At 46.0% G+C, this 596-nt stretch carries 1 protein-coding gene; it reads left to right on the forward strand.

All coding sequences use genetic code 11. The features are described 5' to 3' along the window. A partial coding sequence (locus V7D75_RS07550; protein ID WP_333614071.1) for an ATP-binding cassette domain-containing protein occupies positions 1-445 on the forward strand: 445 nt, incomplete at its 5' end. Positions 446-596 lie beyond the last annotated feature (151 nt).

Here is a 596-nt window from a genome sequence, read left to right on the forward strand (position 1 = left end):
GCAAAATATCATCGAAGGACCCACACAAGTCCTAAAAATCAAAAAAGACCAAGCGATTAGCGATGCAGAACAGCTGCTCGATAAAGTGGGTTTACTCGATAAAAAAGACGCTTATCCGGCGAATTTATCGGGCGGTCAGCGTCAGCGAGTGGCGATTGCGCGCGCCCTTGCGATGCAGCCGCAAGTCCTGTTGTTTGATGAGCCAACCTCCGCACTCGACCCTGAACTGGTCAATGAAGTGCTCGCGGTCATGCGTGAGCTTGCCGAAGAGGGGCGTACCATGCTGATTGTTACCCACGAAATGCGTTTCGCCCGTGAGGTATCAAGCAAAGTGGTGTTCTTGCATCAAGGTATCATCGAAGAGATTGGTACGCCTGAGCAAGTTTTCGACCATCCAAAATCTGAGCGCGTTAAAGACTTTATGGCATCACATCGTCAAAACTAGAAGCGAGTGTTTTACAGGTGTTTGGTTGAATGTCAAAAAACCTAAAACGCTTACGATGCAAAAGTTGCCCTCAGTAATTTTTTTGGCCTAAATTTTCTTAGCCTATTTATTACCGATTAATCACAGTTGGTATGCAAAACGTTTGTTTTTG

The sequence above is a fragment of the Psychrobacter sp. genome (assembly GCF_036731945.1).
Classification (GTDB): Bacteria; Pseudomonadota; Gammaproteobacteria; order Pseudomonadales; family Moraxellaceae; genus Psychrobacter.